Annotated in this window: 16 protein-coding genes, 1 rRNA gene and 1 other annotated feature; of the genes, 7 read left to right on the forward strand and 10 right to left on the reverse strand. The window is 43.8% G+C overall.

What is annotated here, in order from left to right:
• Positions 1-56: 56 nt before the first annotated feature.
• A complete protein-coding gene (gene tyrA, locus DPF91_RS18450) occupies positions 57-1,184 on the forward strand; it encodes a bifunctional chorismate mutase/prephenate dehydrogenase (protein WP_117235921.1) in 1,128 nt (375 codons plus the stop codon).
• A gap of 85 nt (positions 1,185-1,269) precedes the next feature.
• Here the strand turns inward: tyrA and DPF91_RS18455 are convergent, their stop codons facing one another.
• Entirely contained in the window at positions 1,270-1,638 is a 369-nt protein-coding gene (locus DPF91_RS18455) for a PilZ domain-containing protein (RefSeq protein ID WP_117235922.1), read from the reverse strand.
• Positions 1,639-1,788: 150 nt separating this feature from the next.
• Complete coding sequence (gene ettA, locus DPF91_RS18460; protein ID WP_117235923.1) at positions 1,789-3,456, reverse strand: energy-dependent translational throttle protein EttA; 1,668 nt, start codon at positions 3,454-3,456, stop codon at positions 1,789-1,791.
• Between the two features lie 234 nt (positions 3,457-3,690).
• On the opposite strand from ettA, the gene sltY reads away from it, so the two are divergent.
• Positions 3,691-5,634 (forward strand): murein transglycosylase, encoded by a 1,944-nt coding sequence (gene sltY / locus DPF91_RS18465; protein ID WP_420855617.1) that lies wholly within the window; start codon positions 3,691-3,693, stop codon positions 5,632-5,634.
• Positions 5,635-5,678: 44 nt separating this feature from the next.
• Positions 5,679-5,990: a trp operon repressor gene (trpR, locus tag DPF91_RS18470; RefSeq protein WP_117235925.1), complete on the forward strand. Its 312-nt coding sequence runs from the start codon at positions 5,679-5,681 to the stop codon at positions 5,988-5,990.
• 32 nt (positions 5,991-6,022) lie between these two features.
• On the opposite strand, the gene yjjX is transcribed toward trpR, so the two are convergent.
• From yjjX to DPF91_RS18510, 8 genes are all read right to left on the reverse strand, one after another.
• Positions 6,023-6,541, reverse strand: a complete 519-nt coding sequence (yjjX, locus tag DPF91_RS18475) for an inosine/xanthosine triphosphatase (protein ID WP_117235926.1) — start codon at positions 6,539-6,541, stop codon at positions 6,023-6,025.
• Positions 6,542-8,734: a putative bifunctional diguanylate cyclase/phosphodiesterase gene (locus tag DPF91_RS18480; RefSeq protein ID WP_241033855.1), complete on the reverse strand. Its 2,193-nt coding sequence runs from the start codon at positions 8,732-8,734 to the stop codon at positions 6,542-6,544.
• Between the two features lie 118 nt (positions 8,735-8,852).
• Positions 8,853-9,908 (reverse strand): polyamine ABC transporter substrate-binding protein, encoded by a 1,056-nt coding sequence (locus tag DPF91_RS18485; protein ID WP_117235928.1) that lies wholly within the window; start codon positions 9,906-9,908, stop codon positions 8,853-8,855.
• The gene (locus DPF91_RS18490; protein ID WP_117235929.1) at positions 9,908-10,972 is read right to left on the reverse strand and encodes a polyamine ABC transporter substrate-binding protein; all 1,065 of its coding nucleotides are present in this window, start codon (positions 10,970-10,972) and stop codon (positions 9,908-9,910) included. The genes DPF91_RS18485 and DPF91_RS18490 overlap by 1 nt, the downstream gene beginning before the upstream one ends.
• A 70-nt stretch (positions 10,973-11,042) precedes the next feature.
• The gene (gene pheA, locus DPF91_RS18495; protein ID WP_117235930.1) at positions 11,043-12,221 is read right to left on the reverse strand and encodes a prephenate dehydratase; all 1,179 of its coding nucleotides are present in this window, start codon (positions 12,219-12,221) and stop codon (positions 11,043-11,045) included.
• Between the two features lie 15 nt (positions 12,222-12,236).
• Positions 12,237-12,370: a sequence feature (Phe leader region), on the reverse strand.
• A 114-nt stretch (positions 12,371-12,484) separates the two neighbouring features.
• A complete protein-coding gene (gene hpf, locus DPF91_RS18500) occupies positions 12,485-12,811 on the reverse strand; it encodes a ribosome hibernation-promoting factor, HPF/YfiA family (RefSeq protein ID WP_117235931.1) in 327 nt (108 codons plus the stop codon).
• 381 nt (positions 12,812-13,192) lie between these two features.
• The gene (locus DPF91_RS18505; protein ID WP_117235932.1) at positions 13,193-14,641 is read right to left on the reverse strand and encodes an MltF family protein; all 1,449 of its coding nucleotides are present in this window, start codon (positions 14,639-14,641) and stop codon (positions 13,193-13,195) included.
• 124 nt (positions 14,642-14,765) lie between these two features.
• Positions 14,766-15,491, reverse strand: a complete 726-nt coding sequence (locus tag DPF91_RS18510) for an outer membrane protein assembly factor BamD (RefSeq protein WP_117235933.1) — start codon at positions 15,489-15,491, stop codon at positions 14,766-14,768.
• A gap of 137 nt (positions 15,492-15,628) precedes the next feature.
• Between DPF91_RS18510 and rluD the strand changes: the two genes are divergently transcribed.
• The 4 genes from rluD to DPF91_RS18530 form a co-directional block, all read left to right on the forward strand.
• Positions 15,629-16,603: a 23S rRNA pseudouridine(1911/1915/1917) synthase RluD gene (gene rluD / locus DPF91_RS18515; protein ID WP_117235934.1), complete on the forward strand. Its 975-nt coding sequence runs from the start codon at positions 15,629-15,631 to the stop codon at positions 16,601-16,603.
• A 2-nt stretch (positions 16,604-16,605) separates the two neighbouring features.
• Positions 16,606-17,328 carry a peptidoglycan editing factor PgeF gene (gene pgeF / locus DPF91_RS18520; RefSeq protein WP_117235935.1) on the forward strand — a complete coding sequence of 241 codons (723 nt, stop codon included), beginning with the start codon at positions 16,606-16,608 and terminating at the stop codon, positions 17,326-17,328.
• Between the two features lie 121 nt (positions 17,329-17,449).
• Positions 17,450-20,026 carry an ATP-dependent chaperone ClpB gene (gene clpB, locus DPF91_RS18525; RefSeq protein ID WP_117235936.1) on the forward strand — a complete coding sequence of 859 codons (2,577 nt, stop codon included), beginning with the start codon at positions 17,450-17,452 and terminating at the stop codon, positions 20,024-20,026.
• Between the two features lie 536 nt (positions 20,027-20,562).
• A 16S ribosomal RNA gene (locus tag DPF91_RS18530) occupies positions 20,563-21,009 on the forward strand; the annotation flags it as partial.

A 21,009-nucleotide genomic window follows, 5' to 3' on the forward strand; every position in this document is an offset into this window, starting at 1 on the left:
ACAGCTTGTGGCGTTTAGGTTATGATGCCTCAAAGCTAGAACAATAAGGGATATCGATGGCTGTAGAACTTAACGAGCTGCGTGATCAAATTGATGCCGTAGACAAGCAGATCTTAGATTTGCTGACGCAGCGCTTGGCGCTAGTAGAAAAAGTTGGTGAAGTAAAAAGCGAGCACGGCTTGCCAATTTATGCTCCGGATCGTGAGGCAGCAATGTTGGCTTCACGTCGTGCAGAAGCGGAAAAAATGGGTGTGCCACCTCAACTGATTGAGGACATCCTACGCCGAGTGATGCGTGAGTCTTATGCTAGCGAAAAAGATTCTGGCTTTAAGTGCCTAAACCCAGAGCTGCGTTCAGTTGTGGTTATTGGTGGTCGTGGTCAACTTGGTGGCCTGTTTGCTCGTATGTTCCAGCTTTCTGGGTACGATGTGAAACTGCTAGGCAGCAAAGACTGGGATAAAGCGGACGAGATGCTTTCTGATGCTGGCCTTGTTGTTGTGACCGTGCCAATCCACTTAACGGAAGGTGTGATTGATAAGTTAGGTAATCTACCTCAAGATTGTATCCTTTGTGATTTAACCTCCATCAAGTCTAAGCCATTAGAGAAAATGATGAAGGTGCATCAAGGTCCTGTTGTTGGCCTGCACCCAATGTTTGGTCCCGATGTTCCAAGCCTTGCGAAGCAGGTAATTGTTTACTGTGATGGCCGTGGTGAAGAAACTTACCAATGGCTGTTGAAACAGTTTGGTATCTGGGGCGCTAGCTTGTGTCAGATTGATGCCGCAGAGCATGATCATGGAATGACCCTAATTCAGGCTCTACGCCACTTCACTTCATTTGCTTACGGCTTGCACTTGAGTAAAGAGAATCCAAACATTGATAAGCTTCTTCAGCTGAGCTCACCTATCTACCGATTGGAACTGGCGATGGTTGGTCGATTGTTCGGTCAGGACCCTAACCTATATGGCGATATCATTCTTGCTTCGGATAACAATATTGAAATGATTAAGCGATTCCACCAGCGCTTTGGTGAGGCTTTGGAGATATTGGATAGTAAGGATAAACAGACCTTTGTTGAGAGCTTTAATCAAGTGAGTGATTGGTTTGGTGACTACTCCCAACAATTTTTGGATGAGAGCCAAAATCTACTCAAACAGGCGAACGACTCTATCCATCGAGGCTAACGACATCGGATTTAAAAAGCGCGCAAATACTGGCTCATAACAAGAGACTGGTATCTGCGCGCTTTTTTATGCTTTCAATCCGAAGCTAGTTTGAACCTAGAGCAATTAGACTTTCTAGGTCGCGGTTAAGTAGCTCTTCATCTGCCATATTGAGCTCAACTAATCTACGTAAATGAGCGATGCTATCTAGGTCAATCTTATCAATACGAATATGAAGTTCTTTGTCTAGAGCGGCAACAAGCTGACCAGTGAGAGTTAGTGATACTTCTGAGTCATTGAGCATGACTGACGCAGTGAGCCCTTGTTCTTGAGAGAGCTGTGAGGCATTTTCAGAACTAACAAGTAACCCATGCAGTGACAGATCACGGACAGTGCCACTTACAGTAGTGCTGCCTTGTTGAATAGAGGCCGGTGCCTCAAAAGAAATTCGGGAGAATTTTCGGCGTTCAATCATCCTGATGTCACCTTAATTGGAATAGTATGCTGATTAATATAGACCTATTGCCGGTGAAATGCATTAGCTTATTGTGCAATCTATCGAAGATGCCAAAATAAAAAGCCGCTCATGTGAGCGGCCTATAGCATATTGGGTACTTTTTGCTGATTACTTAGTAACGCGCTTGTACTTAATACGATGTGGTTCAGCAGCTTCCGCACCAATTTCTTTCTTCAGCCACTCCATGTACTCGTTGTAGTTACCTTCGTAGAAGTTAACTTGGCCTTCATCACGGTAGTCGATGATGTGGGTTGCAATACGATCAAGGAACCAACGGTCGTGCGAGATTACCATTGCACAGCCAGGGAATTCTAGAAGCGCTTCTTCTAGTGCACGTAGTGTTTCAACGTCGAGGTCGTTGGTTGGCTCATCGAGTAGCAGTACGTTACCGCCTGCTTTAAGAAGCTTAGCAAGGTGTACACGGTTACGCTCACCACCGGATAGCTCACCAATGATCTTCTGTTGGTCTGAACCTTTGAAGTTGAAGCGAGAGCAGTATGCACGAGCTGGAATTTCGAAGTTGTTGATCTTGATAATATCAGCGCCTTCAGAGATCTCTTGATACACTGTCTTAGTGTCATCCATAGAATCACGGAACTGATCAACAGAAGCCAGTTTAACCGTTTCACCCATATCAATCGTACCTGAATCAGGTTGTTCAGTGCCGCTTAGCATCTTGAACAGGGTAGATTTACCTGCACCGTTAGCACCGATGATACCGACGATAGCACCCTTAGGCATGTTGAATGATAGGTCATCAATAAGAACGCGACCGTCAAAAGACTTAGTCAGGTTGTTTACTTCAATAACCTTGTCACCTAGGCGCTCACCTGGTGGGATGAACAGTTCATTAGTCTCGTTACGCTTCTGACGATCGCCGCTTTGTAATTCTTCAAAGCGAGCCATACGAGCCTTTGACTTCGATTGACGACCTTTAGGGTTTTGACGAACCCACTCAAGTTCTTTCTCGATAGTCTTTTGACGAGCTTTTTCTTGAGATGCTTCTTGTTGTAAACGCGCATCTTTTTGCTCAAGCCAAGAGGTGTAGTTACCTTCCCATGGAATACCTTCACCACGGTCAAGTTCTAGGATCCAACCTGCAGCGTTATCTAGGAAGTAACGGTCGTGGGTAATCGCAACAACGGTACCACTGTAATCCACTAGGAAGCGCTCTAGCCACGCAACAGATTCTGCATCTAGGTGGTTGGTTGGTTCGTCGAGTAGTAGCATATCTGGCTTAGACAGCAGTAGACGACAGATAGCAACACGGCGACGTTCACCACCAGATAGGTGTTCGATTTTTTGATCCCATTCCGGTAGGCGTAGTGCATCGGCAGCACGCTCTAGAGCATTATCTAGGTTGTGACCATCTTTCGCTTGGATAAGAGCTTCAAGCTCACCTTGCTCTTTAGCAAGTGCGTCAAAATCTGCATCTGGTTCTGCGTAAGCTGCGTAAACTTCGTCTAGACGCTTCATTGCGCCAGCAACGTCTGACACTGCTTCTTCTACGATCTCACGAACCGTTTTTGATTCATCAAGAACCGGCTCCTGAGGTAGGTAGCCTACGTTTAGACCTGGTTGTGGACGCGCTTCACCATCGATATCGGTATCAATACCTGCCATGATGCGGAGTAGGGTTGATTTACCTGCGCCGTTTAGACCCAAAACACCAATCTTTGCGCCTGGGAAAAAGCTAAGAGAGATGTCCTTCAGAATTTGTCGCTTTGGTGGCACGATTTTGCTCACGCGCGACATGGTATATACGTATTCAGCCATTGCCGATCGATCCTAAATAAACAATTGTCTTCAAACCCAATAGTGTAACTCAAAGCGGCCTAATATGTTACTTATCGACTTTATTTTGCTTGCATTTTCCGATGACGAACTGATGGGTTTATCAAGAGTAAAGAAACTGTAAATAAAGTTAATAATTATTACACCTATCCCCTTTACAATTGCATATCGATCAGGCTCTATATCTTACAGTGAGAAACATCTGGGATGATGATAATGAAAGTGAGTTCAACGCGAACAATGCCAAACTGGTTAGTTAGAAGTACTCTAGGTATGTTGTGCTTGGGGGCTAGTGTGGCGAGTGCTTCTCCACTTGAGGAGCAGCGCAAAATATACGAGCAAGCCCAGTCATCGATAGACAAGGGTGAGTTGGACAAAGCTCTAGCGTTGAAAAAACAGATTCCAGATTACTCGCTAACCCCTTATTTGGATTACCGTTTATTTCTTCGTGATTTAAATGATCAATCACCCGCTCAAGTCGAAGGCTTCATTTCTCAATATAAAGAGTTTCCTTTTTCCACACGTGTTCGTGCCCCTTACCTTGATGCGTTATATAAACGAAAAGATTGGCAGGCCATCGGAGCCTTTCAACAGCAAGAGCCAAAAGGGCAAAGCTATCAATGCATCTATTATCGAACACAGTTTGAACTTGGTAATCAAGATCTCGCATTCGAGGGGGCAGAGAAGCTGTGGCTAACGGGGAATAGCATTGCTGACCAATGTGACGCCCTGTTAAACGAATGGGATAAAGCGGACCGGCGTAGCGACGATAAGATATTAACTCGAATGTTGCTAGCCTTTGAGGCACGTAATAGCAATATGGTGAGGTACCTTGCGAAGCTACCTAAAACTGAGGCGGCTAAGAAACAAGCGAAAAGCATGTTGACGCTGTTTAACAAGCCTGACGGCGTGGCTAAGTTTGCGAAACAGTCGAAAGTTACCGAAATAAATCGCGAACAATCTAAGCTTGCGTTGCAAAAGCTGGCTCGTATGGATGTGGAACAAGCACAGCAATCATATGATGCTGTTATTTCAGGGCAAAAGTTCTCTCAAGATGACGCTCAACGCCTGGCGGACTACATTGCATTTCGTCTAACTCGTACTGAATCGGAAGAATTGGCTAAATGGCGTGATGAAGTAGTGAAAAATAGTAGCTACAAACCATTGACGGAGACACGAGCTCGCTTAGCGGTGCAGAATCAAGATTGGGAAGGCGTCTTGTTTTGGATATCTAACCTAAGTGAGACTGTTCAAGGTCATAAACGTTGGAAATACTGGCGTGGTCGCAGTGAGATCGAACTGGGACAAGTTGAGCAAGGTAAAGCGCGACTCAAATCGATTCTAGGGGAGCGTAACTTTTACAGCGCAGCCGCGGCTGAGGAATTGCAAGTACCAATTACATACCCCAAAGGGACAATCGAACTTGATAAGTCATTGATAGAGCCTTATCAAGCCTCGTTAGATAGGATTGAGGAGCTTATTGCTCTGGATAAGATTGCTGCCGCAAAATCCGAGTGGCGTTTTCTACTGGGTAATGTCACCAAGGACAAGCGAGAGATGCTTGCAAAATTTGCTAGCCAGAAGCGCTGGCACCACCTTAGCGTAACAGCTAGCATTCAAGCCAAAATGTGGGATAAGTTTAACGTTCGTTTCCCTATCGCGCATCAATGGTGGTTTGATTTTTATGGTGAAAAAAATGACGTTAGCTCTATTACTATGCTATCCCTTGCTCGACAAGAAAGCGCTCTAGACTCTGAGGCGAAATCACCTGTCGGCGCGCGAGGTCTAATGCAGATTATGCCAGCAACCGCTAAAGCAACAGCTAACAAGTACAAGATCAAGTACAGTGGGCCAAGCGAGCTTTATGAGGTACAAAAAAATATAGAGATCGGAAGTCAATACCTTGGCAGCTTACTCAAGGAGTACGACAACAACCGTATCTTCGCTTTTGCTGCCTATAATGCGGGTCCAAGCCGCGTAAAAACATGGCGAGGACGTACTCAGGGTAATGTTGATGTGTATAGCTTTATCGAATCGATCCCATTCAAAGAGACCCGTGGTTATGTGCAGAATATTTTGATGTTTGAAACCTACTATCGCGATATCATGAATGTAGAAGGTAGTTTCCTCACTAAGAGCGAAGAAAGCCTAAAATATTAGTAAGATTGGCCAAAGCCTGATTGGCCGAGCAATGAGGAAAGTGAGTGTCTGAGAAACCCGACTACCAACAATGGCAACAGATAGAAGAGTTGGTAAAGACAGCTGTTGAACAAGGTGAACATGGATTTTTGCTTAAGTTGTTGATGACCCCTGATGAGCGCGATGCCTTGCTAGCACGTGTAAACATTTTGTCTGAGTTGTTGAAAGGTGAAATGTCTCAGCGTCAGATCAGTCAAATGCTTGGTGTTGGGGTGGCAACCATCACTCGTGGTTCTAATGAACTGAAGAGTAAAGATGAGCAACAACGCACTCAATTGAGTGCGTTGTTAAATCGTGGCTTAGAGGACTCTAAGTAACTTGTTTTAACTCGAATTAGGGACGTGAGTCCCTAATAGTGTTCAGGGTTTATGAAGGGAATCAAAGCCAGAATTAGCGCTTGATGATATACAGAACTCCGAGTTAATTGGTTTTGTGTTAATAGCCCAATAGCTCCGCCTTTTTGCTTAATGTTCTGAGTGTTAAAGACCTCATCCATCACATCACCAAGCTCATTAGCTAGCTCCAGTTTTTCTACAACAATCGGTGGCAGCATAAGGCTTGCAGAACGCGACTCTCCGCGAGTTCCATCTTTAGCTTCAATAATCATCCACGCAAAGGTGGTATGCCCTTCTATCCCAGCTTCTAACCCTACGTAGTAATCCGCATCTGGTTGCGCTTCTAGCGCGTTAAACACACGGTTAGTGGCACCAAGATACGTTTCGGCATTAGACATCGGTTGGTCCGATACGCCACTTGGTACAGACACCCCTGAAAACGTAAACTCTTGTCCCGGAAAAGCTGAATTAAAAGCACTTTCAACGGCACTTAATTTCGCAGGGTTAAGAGAAGCGATAACGACACTCTTCATTTATTGTTCTATTCCTTGTCTATTTTTATACCAGCTATTTAGCTCTGAGATCGACATTGGCTGGCCGAAGTAGAAGCCTTGCATATAGTCACAATTAGCTTTTGTTAACCACTGGTGCATAGCGGCGGTCTCTATCCCTTCTGCTGTCACAGTCATTGATTGTGAGTGACATAGTTCAATCAAAGGGCCAATAATCTGAGTTTTTTGATTTTCCTCTAGAGAGAGTAAGAATAGCCTATCCAACTTGATTTTTTGAACTGGATACTTCACCAATTGTGTAAATGAGGTATAGCCAGATCCAAAATCGTCGATGGCCAACTTGAAGCCTTGAGCCGAAAGCTCCTCTAATAATGGATAGGCTTGAGAGTCTGTCGCAAAGGTTTCTGTTATCTCAAACTCTATGTGTTGTGGGGGGACTCGGTATTGCTCGGCTTTGTCAGCAATATATTGTCCCAGCCCCGATGAGCTAATTAATTCCGCAGCGGATAGGTTTATTGAGATATGAATATCGTCTTCAAGTAATTGATTAATGGTATGGTACTGGCTAAATGCGGATTCAATGACCCATTTATCAATTTTTTCAAATAGCCCAGTCTGTTCAGCGATAGGGATGAACTCTGCTGGTGAAACAAATCCAAGAGATGGTGAGTGCCAACGAAGTAGGGCTTCAACCCCCGTCGTTTTTACACCCTTCTGATCCAAGATAGGCATAAATACTAGTGAGAACTCGCTATCGACACAGTTATCTCTTAATGCCCTTTCTATATCGCCTCGACGCTGAACAGCTTTATCCAGATCGAGCGAATAGTTGGCAAACTGGTTCTTACCGCGACTCTTCGCTAAGTACATTGCTGTATCAGCGTTAGAAACTAAGCGATCAAACTTATTGCTGTCTTCTGGATAGCATGAAATACCGATACTTGCAGTAATAGGGAAGGTACCTTGGTCACTGACGAAACCATCTTGCATCGGCTCTAGCAACTCTTTTGCGAATACTTCACCTAGCGGTACGCTGTTATTATCTAATCCAGATACGATAACCGAAAACTCATCACCAGAAAGGCGTGAAGCAAAGCTGATCCCCTTGTAACGCTGATGAAACTCAGTCGTCAGCTTTATCAGTCGCTCTGAGAAATTAACTAAGAGCGCGTCACCAACTTTGTGGCCATACTTATCGTTAACAAATTTAAAATTGTCTAGATCGATATATAGTATCCACGCCTTTTTATTTCTCGTCAGGAGTGGCAGCTGCTCCACTACCAAGTGTTGGTAGTGGTGGCGATTCATCAGGCCCGTAAGGTGATCGGACTCTGCTAATAACTTAGTTCTTTGATAGGTATTGGTGAGCTCTTGATACATATCGAAAAAGCGTACGGAAAGGCGACCCACTTCATCATCGCTTTTGAGCTTATCAATGTTTGCCCGTTGTTTGTTTTCAACTTCTCTAAGCTGCTCATCGAGACGAGAGATTGGTCGAGTTACATTTAAATTAAGCAGGACCAATATCAAGATAAGAGTAATAATCGCGGAGCTTAAACAGGCATAAACCAGATCATTCCAGATCGAGTCTAGTTTGCTTTCCAACAGGAAAGTTGCAGGATCTACGGTAGCGTATAAGCCTGGGTAGAGGCGAACAGAGTGAATTAAGCGATTAGCATGAAAAATTGGGTGGTCAGTGAAGATAATCGCAGTTTGATTATTGAACTCAATTTGTCGCCTTAGGTTATTGAAGGATTCAAGTGATACTGCAAACACCACGAAGAATACATTATTTTGGTTGTAGCTCAGCGGCTTGTCTAATGTACGTTTATCTAGGGCTTGGTATTTGACCAGCATCCCTTCGCCTTGTGAGTTTCTAACATAGCTCGTGTGCGTTGCTTGTTTGGTAGCGGTGAAAGTCTCACGTAAGTACTGAGTTATCTTTGGATCAATATCAGCAAAGGGATCGTCACTATTCTCAGCATAATAGAGAATATCAAAGTTCGAATCGGAGATAGCGAGCGAGCTGTAGTTTGTATTGTCTTGCTGCAGTATTGATATGGTGTCTTGCAGATTATCCACCAATTCAAGCTCACGATAAGGGTTGTTCTCGTTCCGGAAATATTGCTTCAAGATCTCACTATGCGTAAGGGTGTAAGAGTAGCTGTTAATGAAGGATGCTGCTTGCTGAAAATAACCCCGTAGCTGCTCCATTTCAAGCTGCAATGCGTTCGACTCTAAGTTGATCAGAGCCTTTTTCTGGTTGGTATAAATTATGTAGCTAGATGAGATAGCACTAATGAGTATAACCGGTGCTATCAACATTAATATTTTAGTGCTTAGCTTCATGAATACTAACTATGCTATTTATAATCTTAGCTCGTAAGCTTATGTTCTTTTTATCTAAAGCTCTATCAATAAAGCTTTTATCGAGCACATCTTGTGAGGGGAAAAGGGTTTTATCTTCTGTATAGCTCGCAGGTAAGTGTTGCATAGCCGCCAGGTTGGTGGTCGCTGCCATTACTTGTAGCGCATTGATAGCTGCAACTTGTTCATCAAGAATGAAGTTTAAGAACGTCCTTGCTTGCTTAATATGAGGTGAGTATTTATTGATTGCCAAGCAATCAACCCAGATGGTCGTGCCTTCTTCTGGTACCACAAACTGCCAGTCTTTTATCTCTTCATACTCATTTAGCGAATATTGATCGCCACTGTAGCTCATCGCTAAATGCAGCTTGGAAGCATCTCGATGGCTGCGAACAAAACTGATCGAGTATTCGAAGGTGAGAATATCATCCGTCACACTAGAGGTAGTTTGGTACGCTTGTTTGAGCGCTGGCATAGAGGTGGTGTATGGTGCGTGACCGTTTGTCATCAAAGCGGGTAGTAGAGTTTCTATTGAGTCATTGATGAGTCCAATATGCCCGGATAAGTCTGGATCTGGGTTAATTATTGTGTTCCATGAACTTGGTGTTGTGTCAAAGTGTTGTTCTCGGTACACAATGCCTAATACTCCCCAAAAGTAGGGAATAGCATATTCTCCACATGCTTGGTTCCAGCGTTGGTGACTATTGGTATAGTTTGCTAGGTCGTTAACTTTAACTAGCGATCCATTCGAGCCGTAAAAAGTCGCAGAGACATTATCAAGCACGATAATATCAAAAGGAAGCTCTTCGCTATTCAGCATTAAACGGTTGCGTTCATCATCATTGTCAAAGTAATCGAGTCGTAAGGCAGGGTGGTCTTTCTCTTTCCATAGAGTTTGAGCTTGTTGAGAGAGGGAGTCTTCCCAAAGGTACAATCTGAGTGGGTCTTCAGACGCGATTGATAATGATGAGCTTCCGGCAATGAGTGCTGTGAGAGCGTATTGAGATAAAGGTAACTTCATTATTTTTGTGTTAACTGTTGATGCTGTTTGAGAATTGAGTTGCTAATACGGCTTCTGGTGGTCATTGAAACCCCCGACATTTCAGAATAAAAATGAGAGCGCTCTAAAATCGATTCATTTGGAGAGGTTTGAAGTAATTTGGACTGACTCTCAACTAAGATTTTATGCGCTTGCTGATTAGTCGTGTTGTTACCAAGTTCGATTGCATTTTGTGCAGCGATAGCCGGATCGTGAAGAAAGTTGATGAAGTGACTTGCAAGGTCTTTGTTTTCTGAACTTTCAAGTATCGCTAGGCAGTCGACCCATAAAATCGTCCCCTCTTTGGGCGTAATGAACTCCCACTCATATCTACCGTCAGAGAGTTCATTCATGGTCTCTTCATCACCGCTATAAGCCATCACCAGGTGAAGGTCTTCTCCTTTGTTAGGGTTACTCTCCAAAAAGGTAATTGGGTACTCATAGGTCAATACATGAGGGACTTGCTGTTTTAACTCTTCAAAAGCGACGGTAAGTTCAGAGCGTTGTGTTGTATCTATGTCGATATTATTGATGAATAAAGAAGGCATCAACATATCGGTATAATCAGCCATCATGCCTATATGACCTGAGTGTTGAGATTCCGGGTAGAGAATGTTTGCCCAGCTATCGGGGGGCGTGGAGAATTGATCCTTTCGGTAAACTAAACCCAGCGTCCCCCAAAGGTAGGGAATACTATGAGTGCCACATTGTGCCTTCCATCGGTTTGGTATGTATTGGTAATTTAATTTTTCAGGAAGGTCATACAAGGCACTGAGCTTGCCTTGCGCAGCGAAGTTACGACTAGCAACTTCATCCAGTATGGCGATATCAATGAGGTTTTGTTGTTCTTTGTTTAGGGTTCTATCTCGATCGGTATCATTATCGAAATAGATTTGTTCAATGCGCGCACCAGTCTCTTGCTCCCAGCGATCAATCACTTGCTCTGAGAGATAATACTGCCAGTTAAAAAGCGTCAACACCCTTTCTTCTGCCAATGCAGAAAAAGAGCATAAACTAACAGCTGTGAGTAGGGTTTTGTTTAACATTAGACATACAATCAATCAACATTAATTGATTGTATGCCGTTCTGATTACTTTGTCAGCCTTTAAATCAAGCTATTTAAGCTTTACTTGGGTCGGCTTAACATTCTCACTTGGGTATGAACCAAGAACTTTCAGATGTTTTGTGAGCTTGGTCAACTCGGATAGTGCATGCTGCATTGCTTCTGAGTTTAGGTGAGCTTCTAAATCGACGTAAAACATCTCCTCCCATGGGTTGCCCATGATTGGACGTGATTCAAGTTTCGTCATGTTCACGCCGTAGCGTTGCAGCACAAGTAAGCATTCAACCAATGAGCCAGCTTGTTGTGAGGTCGACATGATTAGCGTAGTTTTCGCTGGAATTTGTGTTGAAACCTCGACAGGTTTACGTGCAACAATAATAAATCGGGTATGGTTTTCCGTCTGGTTCGCAATATTGCTTTGCAGTGGTTGTAGGCCATACAGCTTTCCACTTGAGGCATTACCGATAGCGGCAACATCAGAGCGGTTCATCTCTTTCACTTTTTGCATCGCATCCGCTGTGCTTGCACAAGACTCTAGCTGAACACCTTTTAGACGACTCAAGAACTCACTGCATTGTTGATGTGGTTGAGGGTGAGAGTAAAGGATCTTGAGATCTTCAAGTCGAATATCTGAAGTCGCGACTAAGCAGTGCTCAATAGGCAGGGTTAATTCACCGACGATGCTCAGCGTTGTATGTTGTAGTAAGTCATACACTTCATTGATTGAACCAGAGCTGGTGTTCTCAATAGGTAACACACCATAATCAGCATGACCCGACTCTACTGTATTGGCCACTTCTTTGAAGTGCTCGCAGTTTAATTCGATCAGCTCCATATTCTTGCGGCTAAAGTATTCACGACTTGCTAGATGAGAGTATGAGCCTTTAGCCCCAAGAAAAGCGACACGAGCCAGCGGTTTACGGCTCAATTCTGGGTTGGCTAGATTTTGTAGATAAGATTGCTGAAGTAGTACTGAATCTTCGATGATCGTGTGGAATAATTTGGTGATGTACTGTGCATCGAGTTGGTATTTATCTTTGCCGTTATTGATAAGCTTGACGAGCAGTTGTTGTTCACGTGCAGCATCACGAACGGGTTTTGCTGTCTCAACCTTACTTTTAGCAACCTCAATACTTAATTGACGGCGTTCAGACAGAAGGCATAAAAGCTGGTCATCGAGTTCATTCAGTCTTAATCGAATCTCATCAAGAGAATATTTTGCGGTTGTCATCTAGCGTATCCTTATAAAAGAAAAGCCTCCCAGTGGGAGGCTTTCTGTTCGTTTTTGATTGTCTTTCTCTATTGAAGTGCACTCAAACGACCAAGCCTCTCTGCTTAGTTGCTAAAAAAGAAATCAAAAAAGAACAGTGATTTGTGTTGCATTGGCGTTTCCTTACTGAGTACCTTTCCACCATATAAAAAAGCGTGTGGAAGCGTCAAGCGAAAAAGGAGCCTATTGGCTCCTTTTCTATGATTGATAACCGTTATTTGCTATCAATCGATTTCTTCAGCTAGCTCAGGCTTCTCTGTACGGCGAGCTTCTGGCTTATGACGAATTTTGTTCAGTTGTCTCTCTAGCTTTTGTTCAACCTCATTGACCGCTTTGTAGAGATCTTCATTGGTTGCAGAAGCGACGAGTTGTCCCTTCGGAATAGAGATCACCGCTTCGAATTTTTTTTGCTTGTTGGGCTCTTCACTAAATGTTGCTTGGCAGCTAGTAATGTCTACTTGCCATTTTTCTAGTTTTTTTAGTTTCGTTTCGATGTGTTCACGAATCGCAGAGGTAATGTCGATGTTTTTGCCAGTGATGTTTACTTTCATAAGTGCTTTCCTCTGTGGCGTCCTTCTCTAGGACCTTGTTTGTTAACTTCAGAATACGGATTTACCTACTTTAGAATGTGATATAAATCACCTTTTGAGGCTCGATTATTGAGATAGATGTGAAGTGTGATGAGTCACTAACAATTCTCAATAAAACCTCAATAATTACTTGTAAGTGCGAGAAATATCCGTAGATTGGGAAGGAGAGCAAGCTAGAAATTACTGGATTTTTAGGGATTTAATACGACCTAAATTATAGCCTGTGTAAATTCTATACGATAAGAAAGTGTGATTCATATCTCACTCCGATTTAATGACAAAGCCCGCAGTTATTTTGCTGCGGGCTTTGTTGTGTTTGGGTGTTAATTTCGATGCAGTTAATTAGAACTGATCGATGGATATACTCTCTACAGGAGTGAGTTGTGCGTTGCCTTCATCGCGCATTGATTGGATGGTTGCAAGCTGTTTGTAGATAACATAGTAGCGGTTGATATTAGCGACATACTTTACAGGCTCACTGCTCACGTGTTGTCTGGTAACGATTTCGACATTTTTGAACCATACATTGGGGTTATAGCCTTTCTTTTTCGCCAAGTTTCTCATTTTTCTAATCTTCGCTGGGCCGGCATTATAAGCGGCAAGAGTGAAATAGATCTGGTCATCGGGAGATATTTCTGGATTATCGAAGTAGCGACTCTTGATAAAGCGCATGTATTTAATACCAGCGTGGATGTTGTTATCGACCTTGTGAATATTCTTTATATTCACGTTTTTGTCTTTTGCAGTGCTTGGCAGAACCTGCATAACGCCGATTGCCCCTCGATGCGATACCTTGCTCTGATCTAATCCAGATTCTTGGAAACCTTGCGCAGACATCATCAAATGATCGAACTCATATTCACTTGAGTAATGTTCGAATATCTCAGTTAAGCGCGCCAGTCGCTCAATTTTTTTAGGGTCTAATGCACGGCTCAACCAACGAGTATCGTTGATATATTTGTTATAGATAACATTACCCAATAAGGTGCCCGTGCGAGCTTTTTTGATGTAGTTATTGATCTCTTTTTTCAGCTGAGGGCTATCTTTTCGTAGCGCCCAAGCGATCTCTCCACCTTCACGCAGTGGGAAATCATCATGAACTTTAATATTGTCCATGACATTAAGCCAAAGATTGGCTTTGTGACTATCTAATACTGTCCCACTGATGTAGCCCTGATTCACCATCTCGATTAATTCGTAATCTTGTAGGGTCTCTTCAATAAAGTGCACAAAAACAGGAGGTAAACCCTTGGCATTAAGGTTTTGGTTAATTAACTGAAGACTCTCGAAGTAACTAGAGCTAGCTCGAACCCAAATTTCTTTACCACTGAGTTGTTCAAGTGAGGAGATTGAATCTTGGTTTGACGAGGTGATGATCAATTCTTGGTTGTTCTTGATCATCGGGTCACTAAAGTCGACCTTTTTTAGCCTAGGCTTGGTAATGGTTAGATTGGCGACTGCGATATCACCGTAACCCGCATTTAATGAAGGGAGCAGATCATCACGCTGCACAGGGATTATCTGTACGTTCATCGTTCTGTGTGTTTTTTTGAGATTCTTCTCGAAATGGTAAAGCATCTCAGCGACGATGCCTTTCGGCTTGCCACCCTCGATGTAATAGAACCCAAGGTCTGCAGATACAAGAACGCGGACTACGCCAGTCTTCTTGAGCTTGTCTAGGTCACCTGTGTATGGTTCATTGCTGAGAGGAGATAGCTCGAGTGCTAAAGATAGTGGTGAAAATATTCCCAAAGCAATGATGAATAACAGCTTTCTCACATCACACTCCATGTTGATGTTTTGTTAAAATTTATTTGCTAAAGATAACTTTTGTCGCCTCCAGTATCAAGTTTTTGAGATCAAGATCAAAAAAGAGCGCCAGAGCGCTCTTTCTAATAAATTTGAAATGAGAGATTTAAAGTGGATTTAACTCAATCAATTCTTGAGTTCTTGTCACTGCATCTTCTAGGCCTAGCTGTTCGTAGGCTTGTAATTGAATTTCCAATGATTTACGAGCTGCAATGGTATCTGGGTAGGTTTTTTGAATCTCTTGAGCACGGTTAATTGCTGCAATCCAAGCCTCGCGACGAAGGTAGAAATCTGCAGTTGCAAGGTCGTACTCTGCCAGGCGGTTTTTAAGCGCGCGCATACGCATTTGAGAATCGGCAGCGTAAACACTGTTAGGGTAGCGTTCAAGCAGACGTTTGAAGTCAGCAAAAGCTTTTTTTACTGGTTCTGGATCTCGGTCGCTACGGTCGGTACCAAACAGATCGTGCATAAAGTTACGATCTTGTGCCATGTGCGTCAGACCACGCATGTACAGTACCCAATCAGATTTTGGGTGAGTAGGGTTCAAACGAATGAAGCGTTCAATCGTAGCTAAACCCAGCGCTAGGTCATCGTTTTTGTAGTATGCATAGATAAGATCGAGCTGTACCTGCTCAGAGTAAGCACCAAACGGGTAGCGTGAATCTAGCGCTTCTAGCTTATCAATTGCAGTAATCCAGTTACCGCCTTGCAAGGCCGTCTTAGCATCGGTGTAAAGTTCAGATGGTGGTACATCAGGTACAATTTCTTCGCTGCTTGAGCAACCAAAAAGCATCGTTAAGGCTAATAGGCCAGTTAAAGCTTGGTGTTTCATGTCTAAATAGACTTCCTTGCAATCAAATAATTCTTCGGTGTTCGTTACTTTCTAACCAGTAACGGATACAATCACATAATTATGTATTGTATCCATACTCATGGGTATTAGTCTCACGGTTTTTAAAAAAGTTCGATATGGCCCAGCAGATAGAATTATCAAACACAGTAAAAGAGAGCCAATTAGGCCAACGATTAGACCAAGCAGTTGCTGAACTGTTTGCGGATTTCTCACGTTCACGCATCAAGGAATGGTTGCTTGATGGAAAAGTACAGGTAGATGGCGTTGTTGTAACAAAACCTCGTACTAAGGTGATGGGCGGTGAAGTGATCACTGTACAAGCTGAGCTAGAAGATGAGGAACGCTTCGAGCCGCAAGATATCCCACTCGATATTGTTTTCGAAGATGACGACATCATCGTAATTAATAAACCGCGTGACTTTGTTGTTCACCCTGGCGCAGGCACACCAGATGGTACTGTGCTCAATGCCTTACTTCATCACTACCCGCAAATTGCAGAAGTACCTCGTGCGGGTATCGTTCACCGTCTGGATAAAGATACAACCGGCCTAATGGTGGTTGCAAAGACAGTTCCTGCTCAGACTCGTTTGGTACGTGCGCTGCAAAAGCGAAACATTACGCGTGAATATGAAGCGATTGCCATTGGTAAGATGACTGCTGGTGGCCGGGTTGAGAAGGCGATTGGTCGACATTCAACTAAGCGTACTTTGATGGCGGTAAATGAGCTTGGTAAACCTGCTGTGACCCACTACCGTGTAGCTGAGCACTTCCGTGAGCACACTCGTATTCGTCTGCGTCTAGAAACAGGTCGAACTCACCAAATCCGTGTTCATATGGCATATCTACAGCATCCACTGCTTGGTGATTTGGCATATGGTGGCCGCGCTCGTATTCCTAAGGGAGCTTCTGAAGAGCTGACAGCCATGATTCGTTCTTTCGATCGACAAGCGCTACACGCGGTGATGCTGAAGTTCGAACACCCAATCTCAGGTGAAGAGATGACGTTCCATGCTCCAGTGCCTGATGACATGATCGTTATGGCTGAAGCACTGCGTCAAGATGCAAAGCAAAATCCAGAAGACGAGCTTTAATAATGATTATCCCTAACTGGAACGCACCAGAGAATGTTAGAGCAATCAGTACGACTCGTGCTGGTGGCTTTTCAATAGGTGTCTATCAAGGTTTAAATCTTGGTAACCACGTTGGGGATGAATCTGAAGTTGTATTGCAAAACCGTCAAGAAGTGGTGAAGTTGGCTAACATGCCATCTTCACCAATCTGGCTGAATCAAACTCACTCTAACGTAGTGCTATCTGCAAGTGAGCCATTGAATGCCGTTCAAGATGCAGATGCCTGTTTCACAGAAACTAACGGTGTCGTTTGCTCTGCGATGACCGCAGATTGCCTTCCCATCTTGCTTACCAATGATTTAGGCACTCAAGTCGCTGCTGTGCATGCGGGCTGGCGTGGTTTAGCTAATGGTATCGTGGAAAACGCCGTTGCCAAGTTTACCGAAGGTCAAATCATGGCATGGGTTGGACCTGCGATATCTCAGTCTGCTTTTGAAGTCGGTGATGATGTCGTAAATGCCTTTATTCAGCATGATTCCCAAGCAATATCAGCATTTGAAGAAAAGCCCCAACCTGGCAAATGGCTCGCTAATATGACATTGCTGGTTGAACAGCGTTTGAATAGTGTTGGTGTTACTAACGTGACTCAAAGTGGTCTGTGTACCTTTAAAGATGATGAACAATTTTATTCCTATCGCAGAGACGGTATAACAGGCCGCCAAGCCAGTTTTATTTGGTTAGATTAATTTTTTATATTCATCTCGTTTCCCTACCTCCTCCCCTTGAAAATGCGCTTTACCGTATCCATCTTTTAATGTGTATAAGTACTGTTATGTAATAGCAACATATTCGAAGTAGGAGGGGACAATGCGCCTCGATCGATTTACCAGTAAATTTCAAATGGCTATTTCAGACGCTCAATCATTAGCGTTAGGCCGTGATCATCAATATATTGAACCTGTTCATCTGATGGTGTCTTTGCTGAACCAAGATAGTGGCTCTATTCGCCCTCTTCTGACTCTATTAGATGTTGATGTTGTTCAACTGCGTTCCAAGCTCAGTGAAATGCTTGACCGTTTGCCAAAAATTTCCGGAATCGGTGGTGATGTGCAACTCTCGAGTGGTATGGGGGTATTGTTCAATCTGTGTGACAAAGTGGCGCAGAAACGACAAGACACCTACATATCTTCGGAGATATTCCTTTTAGCTGCTATCGAAGATAAAGGGCCTCTAGGTAACTTACTTCGTGAATTAGGGCTAACCGAGCAAAAGCTTTCTGCTGCTATCGAAAAAATTCGAGGTGGCCAGAAAGTAGATGACCCAAATGCGGAAGAGACACGCCAAGCCCTAGATAAATTCACCATTGATCTGACCGAGCGTGCTGAGCAAGGCAAACTTGATCCTGTTATTGGGCGGGATGATGAGATTCGTCGAACCATTCAAGTTCTACAACGCAGAACAAAGAACAACCCTGTGATCATCGGTGAACCCGGCGTTGGTAAGACAGCAATCGTGGAAGGGCTTGCTCAACGTATTATCAATAACGAGGTACCTGAAGGACTTCGTGGTCGACGCGTACTTTCCTTGGACATGGGCGCATTAGTGGCTGGTGCCAAATATCGTGGTGAGTTTGAAGAACGCTTAAAAGCAGTCCTCAATGAACTGTCAAAGGAAGAGGGTAATATCATTCTCTTTATTGATGAGATCCACACCATGGTCGGTGCAGGCAAAGGCGAGGGCTCAATGGATGCCGGGAATATGTTAAAACCGGCGTTAGCGCGTGGTGAACTTCACTGTGTAGGCGCAACCACGCTAGATGAGTATCGCCAATATCTAGAAAAAGATCCTGCACTGGAGCGCCGATTCCAAAAAGTGATTGTTGATGAGCCAACAGTAGAAGATACCGTTGCGATACTTCGTGGCCTCAAAGAGCGTTACGAGCTTCATCACCATGTTGAAATTACAGATCCTGCAATCGTTGCTGCGGCAAGCCTATCGCACCGATATGTTTCAGATCGTCAGTTACCCGATAAAGCCATAGACCTAATTGATGAGGCGGCATCCAGTATTCGAATGCAAATCGACTCTAAGCCTGAATCACTCGATAAGCTTGAGCGCAAAATCATTCAACTTAAGATTGAACAGCAAGCGCTAAAGAATGAAGCGGATGAAGCAAGTGAAAAGAGATTGATGACGCTTAATAGCGAATTGAGTGAGAAAGAGCGAGAGTTTGCTGAGCTAGAAGAAGTGTGGAATGCGGAGAAAGCGGCACTATCTGGCACTCAACATATTAAGGCCGAACTAGAGCAAGCTAGAATGGATATGGACTTTGCTCGTCGTGCTGGTGATTTAAACCGAATGTCTGAGCTACAGTATGGTCGTATCCCAGAGCTCGAGAAGCAACTCGATTTAGCCACTCAAGCTGAAATGCAAGAAATGACCTTGTTGCGAAACAAAGTAACCGATGCTGAAATCGCCGAAGTACTTTCTAAGCAAACAGGTATTCCAGTGTCTAAGATGCTGGAAGCGGAAAAAGAAAAGCTTCTTAAAATGGAGGATGTGCTCCATGGACGCGTGATTGGTCAGCACGAAGCGGTTGAAGTGGTATCGAATGCTATCCGTCGCAGCAGAGCCGGTTTATCCGATCCAAACAAACCAATTGGCTCATTCTTGTTCTTGGGTCCAACTGGTGTGGGTAAAACGGAGCTTTGCAAAACGTTAGCGAACTTTATGTTCGATAGTGAGGATGCAATGGTGCGCATCGACATGTCGGAGTTCATGGAAAAACATTCAGTGGCGAGACTGGTAGGTGCGCCTCCAGGTTACGTCGGATATGAAGAGGGCGGTTACCTTACAGAAGCAGTTCGTCGTAAACCATACTCAGTGATTCTATTAGATGAAGTCGAGAAAGCACATCCAGATGTATTCAATATCCTGCTTCAGGTGCTTGATGATGGTCGATTAACCGATGGGCAGGGTAGAACCGTAGACTTTCGGAATACAGTTGTCATCATGACATCAAATCTTGGTTCGGACCGAGTACAAGAAAACTTTAGTCATCTTGATTATCAAGGAATAAAGAATCAGGTTATGGAAGTGGTTGAGAAACATTTCAGGCCAGAGTTTTTAAACCGAGTTGATGAAAGTGTGGTTTTCCACTCATTAGGGCAAGACCATATAAAATCGATTGCAAAGATTCAATTGAAGCATCTGGCAAACAGAATGGAAGATAGTGGCTTCAAACTGGAAGTGGGTGAGCAAGCTCTCGATTTGATTGCACAAACGGGATTCGACCCTGTTTATGGTGCGCGACCATTGAAAAGAGCGATTCAAACTAATGTGGAGAACCCACTAGCGAAAGCAATACTGGCTGGAAAAGTTGATCCAACCAGGACGGTACAACTATTAGTACACAACGAGAAGATAATCGCACATCAGAGCTAGCAAAGTTATAGCGATAAGTAATAAAAGTGAGGCTAAATGCCTCACTTTTGTTTTATTTATAGACTCTTTGGTTGTAATGTGAGCGAACGAGTCGAAATTTCTATTTTATTTTTTGTTTTCCCTTGCACGTTAGGAAGAGTTCCCTATAATGCGCTTCCACTGACACGGCAGAGCCGATAAGGCTTGAGCAATGAGTCAGAAAGACGAATAAGACAATTTAGTATTTTAATTTTCTTTAGATAGATAATTAAGAAAAACTTCAAAAAAGTGTTTGACACTGAAGTATGAATCGCTAAAATGCACGTCCGCTTTGAGAGAAAGCTCAAAGTAAAGCTCTTTAACAATTTAAACCTATCAATCTGTGTGGGCACTCGTTGATGATAATCAAAAAATGAAACTCCGGTTTCAACTTTGGTTTCAATGTACTGAGTGACCAATCGATAATTTATTATCGGCACAGTCAATTCAAAGTCTCTAGGAACTAGCTTCTAGTCACTAGGAACTTAAATCAGTATTCATTGAGCCGACAAAATCTTAAATTGAAGAGTTTGATCATGGCTCAGATTGAACGCTGGCGGCAGGCCTAACACATGCAAGTCGAGCGGAAACGAGTTATCTGAACCTTCGGGGGACGATAACGGCGTCGAGCGGCGGACGGGTGAGTAATGCCTGGGAATATGCCTTGATGTGGGGGATAACCATTGGAAACGATGGCTAATACCGCATAACGCCTTCGGGCCAAAGAGGGGGACCTTCGGGCCTCTCGCGTCAAGATTAGCCCAGGTGGGATTAGCTAGTTGGTGAGGTAAAGGCTCACCAAGGCGACGATCCCTAGCTGGTCTGAGAGGATGATCAGCCACACTGGAACTGAGACACGGTCCAGACTCCTACGGGAGGCAGCAGTGGGGAATATTGCACAATGGGCGCAAGCCTGATGCAGCCATGCCGCGTGTATGAAGAAGGCCTTCGGGTTGTAAAGTACT

The sequence above is a fragment of the Vibrio maerlii genome (assembly GCF_003415655.1).
Taxonomy (GTDB): domain Bacteria; phylum Pseudomonadota; class Gammaproteobacteria; order Enterobacterales; family Vibrionaceae; genus Vibrio; species Vibrio maerlii.

What these genes read in the sequence shown, in the direction of transcription:
- tyrA (WP_117235921.1), top strand. Translation starts at nt 57, where the DNA reads ATGGCTGTAGAACTTAACGAGCTGCGTGATCAAATTGATGCCGTAGAC.
- DPF91_RS18455 (WP_117235922.1), bottom strand. Translation starts at nt 1,638, where the DNA reads ATGATTGAACGCCGAAAATTCTCCCGAATTTCTTTTGAGGCACCGGCC.
- ettA (WP_117235923.1), bottom strand. Translation starts at nt 3,456, where the DNA reads ATGGCTGAATACGTATATACCATGTCGCGCGTGAGCAAAATCGTGCCA.
- sltY (WP_420855617.1), top strand. Translation starts at nt 3,691, where the DNA reads ATGAAAGTGAGTTCAACGCGAACAATGCCAAACTGGTTAGTTAGAAGT.
- yjjX (WP_117235926.1), bottom strand. Translation starts at nt 6,541, where the DNA reads ATGAAGAGTGTCGTTATCGCTTCTCTTAACCCTGCGAAATTAAGTGCC.
- DPF91_RS18480 (WP_241033855.1), bottom strand. Translation starts at nt 8,734, where the DNA reads ATGGAGCAGCTACGGGGTTATTTTCAGCAAGCAGCATCCTTCATTAAC.
- DPF91_RS18485 (WP_117235928.1), bottom strand. Translation starts at nt 9,908, where the DNA reads ATGAAGTTACCTTTATCTCAATACGCTCTCACAGCACTCATTGCCGGA.
- DPF91_RS18490 (WP_117235929.1), bottom strand. Translation starts at nt 10,972, where the DNA reads ATGTTAAACAAAACCCTACTCACAGCTGTTAGTTTATGCTCTTTTTCT.
- pheA (WP_117235930.1), bottom strand. Translation starts at nt 12,221, where the DNA reads ATGACAACCGCAAAATATTCTCTTGATGAGATTCGATTAAGACTGAAT.
- hpf (WP_117235931.1), bottom strand. Translation starts at nt 12,811, where the DNA reads ATGAAAGTAAACATCACTGGCAAAAACATCGACATTACCTCTGCGATT.
- DPF91_RS18505 (WP_117235932.1), bottom strand. Translation starts at nt 14,641, where the DNA reads ATGGAGTGTGATGTGAGAAAGCTGTTATTCATCATTGCTTTGGGAATA.
- DPF91_RS18510 (WP_117235933.1), bottom strand. Translation starts at nt 15,491, where the DNA reads ATGAAACACCAAGCTTTAACTGGCCTATTAGCCTTAACGATGCTTTTT.
- rluD (WP_117235934.1), top strand. Translation starts at nt 15,629, where the DNA reads ATGGCCCAGCAGATAGAATTATCAAACACAGTAAAAGAGAGCCAATTA.
- pgeF (WP_117235935.1), top strand. Translation starts at nt 16,606, where the DNA reads ATGATTATCCCTAACTGGAACGCACCAGAGAATGTTAGAGCAATCAGT.
- clpB (WP_117235936.1), top strand. Translation starts at nt 17,450, where the DNA reads ATGCGCCTCGATCGATTTACCAGTAAATTTCAAATGGCTATTTCAGAC.